The 4,514-nt window shown below is 56.1% G+C and carries 5 protein-coding genes; 4 read left to right on the top strand and 1 reads right to left on the bottom strand.

From position 1 onward, the window contains the following. Nucleotides 1-130 precede the first annotated feature (130 nt). From ACXJ5O_RS19715 to ACXJ5O_RS19705, 3 genes are read left to right on the top strand one after another with little or no spacing between them, the layout of a single operon-like run. Nucleotides 131-484, top strand: coding sequence for an ArsR/SmtB family transcription factor (locus tag ACXJ5O_RS19715; RefSeq protein ID WP_457301377.1), 354 nt, complete (start codon nt 131-133; stop codon nt 482-484). Then, nucleotides 465-938, top strand: a complete 474-nt coding sequence (locus ACXJ5O_RS19710) for an SRPBCC family protein (RefSeq protein ID WP_457301376.1) — start codon at nt 465-467, stop codon at nt 936-938. The genes ACXJ5O_RS19715 and ACXJ5O_RS19710 overlap by 20 nt, the downstream gene beginning before the upstream one ends. Before the next feature lie 40 nt (nt 939-978). Beyond that, nucleotides 979-1,749, top strand: coding sequence for a DUF899 domain-containing protein (locus tag ACXJ5O_RS19705; protein WP_457301375.1), 771 nt, complete (start codon nt 979-981; stop codon nt 1,747-1,749). A gap of 406 nt (nt 1,750-2,155) precedes the next feature. On the opposite strand, the gene ACXJ5O_RS19700 is transcribed toward ACXJ5O_RS19705, so the two are convergent. Then, entirely contained in the window at nt 2,156-3,364 is a 1,209-nt protein-coding gene (locus ACXJ5O_RS19700; protein ID WP_457301374.1) for a multidrug effflux MFS transporter, read from the bottom strand. Between the two features lie 214 nt (nt 3,365-3,578). Between ACXJ5O_RS19700 and ACXJ5O_RS19695 the strand changes: the two genes are divergently transcribed. Continuing rightward, the gene (locus ACXJ5O_RS19695; protein WP_457301373.1) at nt 3,579-4,274 is read left to right on the top strand and encodes a TetR/AcrR family transcriptional regulator C-terminal domain-containing protein; all 696 of its coding nucleotides are present in this window, start codon (nt 3,579-3,581) and stop codon (nt 4,272-4,274) included. The last annotated feature ends 240 nt before the right edge of the window (nt 4,275-4,514 follow it).

The raw sequence follows: 4,514 nt of genomic DNA, 5'->3' as shown, positions 1-4,514 counted from the left end.
CTTCACTACTCCCCCTTCCATTCATTCCCTTCCCTCACCCCTTCTCGCTCAGCTCGTGCAAGGCTTGACGTGCCTCATATTGCGGCGTATAAAACCAAATAGTTAAATAACCGAGTGGTTCAGCATTAAAATGACAACCGATCGTCTCGATAACATCTTCTCGGCACTGGCAGACCCGACGCGCAGGGCAATCCTGGCACGTCTGGCGCTGGGCACGACCTCGGTGACGGAACTTGCCGAACCGTTTCGCATGTCCGGGCCAGCGGTATCGAAGCATCTCAAGGTGCTCGAACGCGCCGGCTTGATCATTCGCGGCCGCGAGGCGCAATGGCGGCCATGCAGTCTCGATGCGGCGCCGCTCAAAGAAGTGAGGGACTGGCTCGAACACTACCGGCGCTTCTGGGAAACCAGTTTCGACCGGCTGGAAGAATATCTGCAGGAGGTTCAGACAAATGGAGATAACGATGGCCCAGACCAACGTTGAAATGAACGCATCAGCCGGTCGCGTATTGACCATAACGCGCGTCTTCAACGCGCCGCCGGCGCTGGTTTTCGATGCCTTCTCCGATCCAAAACGCATGTTGCAATGGCTCGGCCCGCGCGATTATCCGGCAAGCTACGTTGAATCGGACCTGCGGGTTGGCGGCAAATGGCGCGCTTGCCTCGATAGCCAAGCAAGCGGCGAGAAGCTGTGGCATGGCGGCGTCTATCGCGAGATCGTGCCGGGCAAGCGCCTCTCCTACACGTTTGCCTGGGATCAGGAGAACGGCAGGCCAGGCCTCGAAACGCTCGTCGACATCCATTTCGAAGGCCAGAATGGCAAGACACTGATGACATTCCAACAGAGCGAATTCGATACGCCTGAAGATTGCGACGGTCACCGGGAAGGCTGGAACAGCACCTTCGATCGGCTGGAAGAGTTGCTCGCCCGGGAATGAATCGATTTCCCAATGAAGCATTCCGCAACAGGAGGAAGCAATGCAACATGAGATCGTATCACGCGATGAGTGGCTAAAGGCGCGGGTTGCGCTGCTTGCCAGGGAAAAGGCTTTTACCAAAGCCGAGGAGGAAATGAGCGCACAACGGCGCGCCCTGCCTTGGGTCAAGGTCGAAAAGGAATACACCTTCGATAGCCGCTCGGGTAAAATGACGCTCTCCGATCTCTTCGATGGACGCAGTCAACTGTTCATCAAGCATTTCATGATGGGACCGGGCCAGGAGCAGCAATGCGTCGGCTGTACACTGGAGGTAGACCATGTTGAAGGCCTGCTCGAGTATCTTCAAAACAACGATGTTTCCTATGTAGCGGTCGCGCGAGCGCCAATTGGAGAAATCGAAACACTGCGCAAGGCCATGGGCTGGCGTTTTCCTTGGGTTTCGTCGTTCCACAGCGATTTCAACTATGATTTCAACGTGTCATTCACGCCGAAGGAAGTGGCTGGAAGGAACGCTTATTATAACTTCGAGACCACCGATCCAGGCCTGGAGGACCTGTCCGGCGACAGCGTTTTCTATAAGGACGGTGACGGCCAGATTTATCACACCTACTCGGCGTTCAGCCGTGGCGGCGAGCAATTCCTTGGTATCTACGGATATCTCGATGTGATGCCGAAGGGCCGCAACGAGACCGGACCGCATTACGATCTCGTTGATTGGGCGCGGCCGAGGCTGATGTACGGCAAAGGCGGCACGGTTGGCGATAATGGCCGTTATCACGCGGCCGACTGTGCTTGTTCAACCCATACATGAGTTAGGCCGATGTGCTGCGCGCTCACTGCGTTACTCATAGCCTTGGTCCCGGCGTGGCGAACCCGGTTCGGAGCACTCTTGGACTGGCGGCCGCGTGCGCGGACGGCCGCAACCTTTGCGGCAGTTGCTATTGCCCTGATCGGAGGTTCGGCCCTAGCGGCAGAACATATCTCCCACTACGTCGGTCGCGCCCATGCAAATGAGCGGACAGTCCTCGCCGAATTCATTGCTCAGCCGATTTGCCGTGGAAGCAATTGACCCCCTGGTGACCATTCTCGCCAGCAGAAGTCCCCTGCTGCCAGTTTCGGAACGGACTGATTTCATCCTGGAGAAGATGAAAAGATGAAAAAGGTCCGGAACGATGTCCCGGGCCTTTCTCTTTGCATCTGATGGAGGATCAGAGTTCTTATTCTGCGGCGGCTTCCGCCTCGACGACGCGGCGGCGAGCGATTGTTGTCTGCGTGACGATCAATGCACCGACGGCGCAAAGGGCAATGCCTGCCGCCATCGGCAAGGCGGTGCCGTCAAAGAACGCGCCGGCGATACCCATGGCGACAGCGGCGGTAACGAACTGCAGCGTCCCCATCAGTGCCGATGCCGTGCCGGCGATTTCGCCGTGATCTTCAAGCGCAAGCACACCGGTTGTCGGAAGGACGAGCCCGAGGAAGCCGTAGCCGATGAAGAGGAAGGTCGCCATGACCGGCAGCTGATTGAAGCCAAGGCTCATGACGACGACCATGACAACCATGGCCAGCGAAAAGCCTGTCACAGCATTGCGCATCACGCGAACGAGGCCGTAGCGAGCCCCGAGCCAACCCGTCAGCTGCGAGACAGCAAAGAACGACACGGCGTTGATCGAGAAGGCAAAACTGTACTGTGTCGGTGTCAATCCGTAATGGTTGATCAGCACGAAGGGTGAGTTGGCCAGATAGACGAGAAAGCTGGACAGGCCAAGACCACCGATGAAGGTGAGCGTCAGGAAGTTGCCGTCCTTGAACAGCAGGCGATAGGCCGCCATGGCGCTGCCGAAACCGCTTTCCGCGCGGGCGTCCTTGGTCCGCGTTTCTGTCAACTGCGTCGACAGGAGGATCAGCCCAAGAAACGCAGCGATCGTCACGGCCCAGAATACGCCGCGCCAGCCAAAGAGTACGATGACGGCACTGCCCGTCAGCGGAGCAAGGATTGGCGAGATACTGAAAACGAGCATCAGCAGCGACATCAGCCGTGCGGCCTGTACGCCCGTATGCATATCGCGAACGATAGCGCGAGGAATAACCATGCCGGCGRCACCGCCGATACCCTGCAGAAAGCGGAATGCGATCAAGGTTTCGACATCGCTTGCCAGCGCACAGCCGATGCTCGCAACGGCGAACAAACCGATGCCCATGTAGAGCGGCGCCTTGCGGCCCCACATATCGGAGATGGGCCCATAGAAGAGCTGGGCGACCGCAAACGGAATGAAGAAGGCCAAGAGGCTCATCTGCACGGCATTGTTTTCTGCGCCGAGGTCCTGTCCGATGGAAGGCATCGCGGGAAGATACATGTCGATCGCAAAGGGACCGATGGCTGTCAGAAGGCCAAGGATGAGGGCACTACGAAAGAAGGAGCTCGTCATGATGGTGATCTTTCAGAAAACCGCGGCGCAAAAACCGGATTGTCTTCGCGCCAGCTCTCGGGAGGGATTCAAACTGATTTTCGGTGGCCGATATGAGTGCGCGAGCTTGGGAGGATAGCGCATCAACAAGGCAAAAGCCGTGTCAACAAATTTGGACACAGATGTAAAACTAGACACCATTGTCTAAAACGTCAAGACGCATTATCTTCTGTCCATGAAAAATCGCAACGAACTGAAGGCAACCGGCCACACCCAGCGCGGTCAATGCGCAAAACGCATTTCAATATTGGATGCCGCCGCCGAGGTGTTTTGTCGTGAAGGTTTTTCAGGAGCGAGTATCGACGAAATTGCCGTAGAGGCCTGCGTTTCCCGCCAGACCATATACAACCACTACCGCGAAAAGGAAACGCTGTTCACGGCAGTTGTCGAGGATGTCATGGACCGTGCCAACGCCATGCTGTTTTCGATATTATCAACCTTTCCAGACAAATCGGATCATCTTGAGGACGATCTGACAGCCTTTGCCGTTCGTCTCACGAAAAATTGCCTTTGCAATCAGGATGRCAAATTCCTGCGCAAACTTGTGCAGTCCGAGGGCGAGCGTTATCCGCACCTCTTTGAAACATGGCGCCAGCATGGCCCCGGCAAGATCGGCACGGCTCTGGGCGCTCTTTTTGCACGCCTCAGTCACAAAGGCGTGCTGCGGATCGACGATTTCGACCTTGCTGCCCGCCAGTTTCTTGCCCTGGTCAACGCCGATCTGCAAATGATCACGCTGTTCGGCGGTACGCCGACTGATGAAGAACTTGAAAGTGCTGCTCGCAACGCCGTACAGACGTTCATCCGCGCCTATGCAGGGCCTGCAAGTGAAACGGCGTCGCGAACGCCTGCTCTTGCTGTCGTCAGCTGATGCTTGCTGAAGTTGATATTTTCATCTTAAAATTCGCCGCAAACGACGTTTAAATTGTATTTTACGTTCGTCAATTTTCCTGACGAACGTTAAATTTTTTTGTGCGGCAGACAAGCGGTCGCAATTCCGCTAGCCATGCGCCATAATGGTTGAATGATGATAGCCATCTCCGCTTGACAGGGAGGGGTGAATCCATGGGATAAGAGTGCATGCCACAAGATATGATCCGCTACGATATAC

This window comes from Phyllobacterium sp. P5_D12, assembly GCF_054049495.1.
The sequence above is the reverse complement of the archived record's forward strand: the minus strand, read 5'-3'. Positions and strand labels throughout refer to the sequence as shown.